Source organism: Frankia sp. AgKG'84/4 (assembly GCF_023242965.2).
Classification (GTDB): Bacteria; Actinomycetota; Actinomycetes; order Frankiales; family Frankiaceae; genus Frankia.
In genome coordinates, this window is sequence record NZ_JALKFU020000943.1 from 1 (window position 1) to 698 (window position 698).

Annotated in this window: 1 pseudogene; it reads left to right on the forward strand. The window is 74.1% G+C overall.

Annotation, left to right across the window (positions count from 1 at the left end):
* Positions 1-522 (forward strand): annotated as a pseudogene (locus MXD58_RS26195) (hypothetical protein); the annotation flags it as partial.
* Positions 523-698 lie beyond the last annotated feature (176 nt).

Consider the following 698-nt stretch of genomic DNA (forward strand, 5'->3'; position numbering starts at 1 on the left):
GCCCCGACCCCCGGGCGGGCGCGGCGCGGTGCGGTGGAGGCCGCACGCCGGCTGGTCGCGATCGCAGCGCCGCTGGCCGGAGCGGCGCTGTACGTCCTCTGGTCGTCGCACACCTACGGGGACGGCTTCGCGCCGTTCACGATCCAGCGGGACGCCGCCCGCCACGGCAGCACCGCCAATCCCGTGTCGGTGCTCTGGCACGCCGCCCGGGGGACGTTCTCCGGTCAGCTCGGCACCGGGCTGCACGTGCCCTGGCTGCTGCTGGCCGTCCTCGGCCTCGTGGTGATGGCCCGGCGCCTCGCGGTGTCCTACCCGCTGTGGTGCGCACTGGTACTGGCGGCGGTGCTGACGGGCAGCAACCTCGACTCGGCCGAACGCTACCTGTACGGCGCCTTCCCGTTCCTGCTCGTCGCGGCGCTGGTCACCGCCCGCCGGGAGGTCTTCACCGCCGTGCTCGTGGCCTCCACCGCGGCGATGACTCTCTACGCCACCCTCGCCTTCACCCTCGCCTACGTTCCCTAGCCAGGCATCGTGGATCAAGGTCGCCGGTCAGGCCTCATGAGCCGTGGCTGGTCGGCGTGAGATCACCGATGCCGCGCGGGCGTCGGTCGAGCGGTTGTTGCCGGCGGTCCATCGCGGGGTGGCGGCTCCATCCAGCCGCGTCGCGCTACGCCGCGCCGCGCCGCGCCGCGCTACGC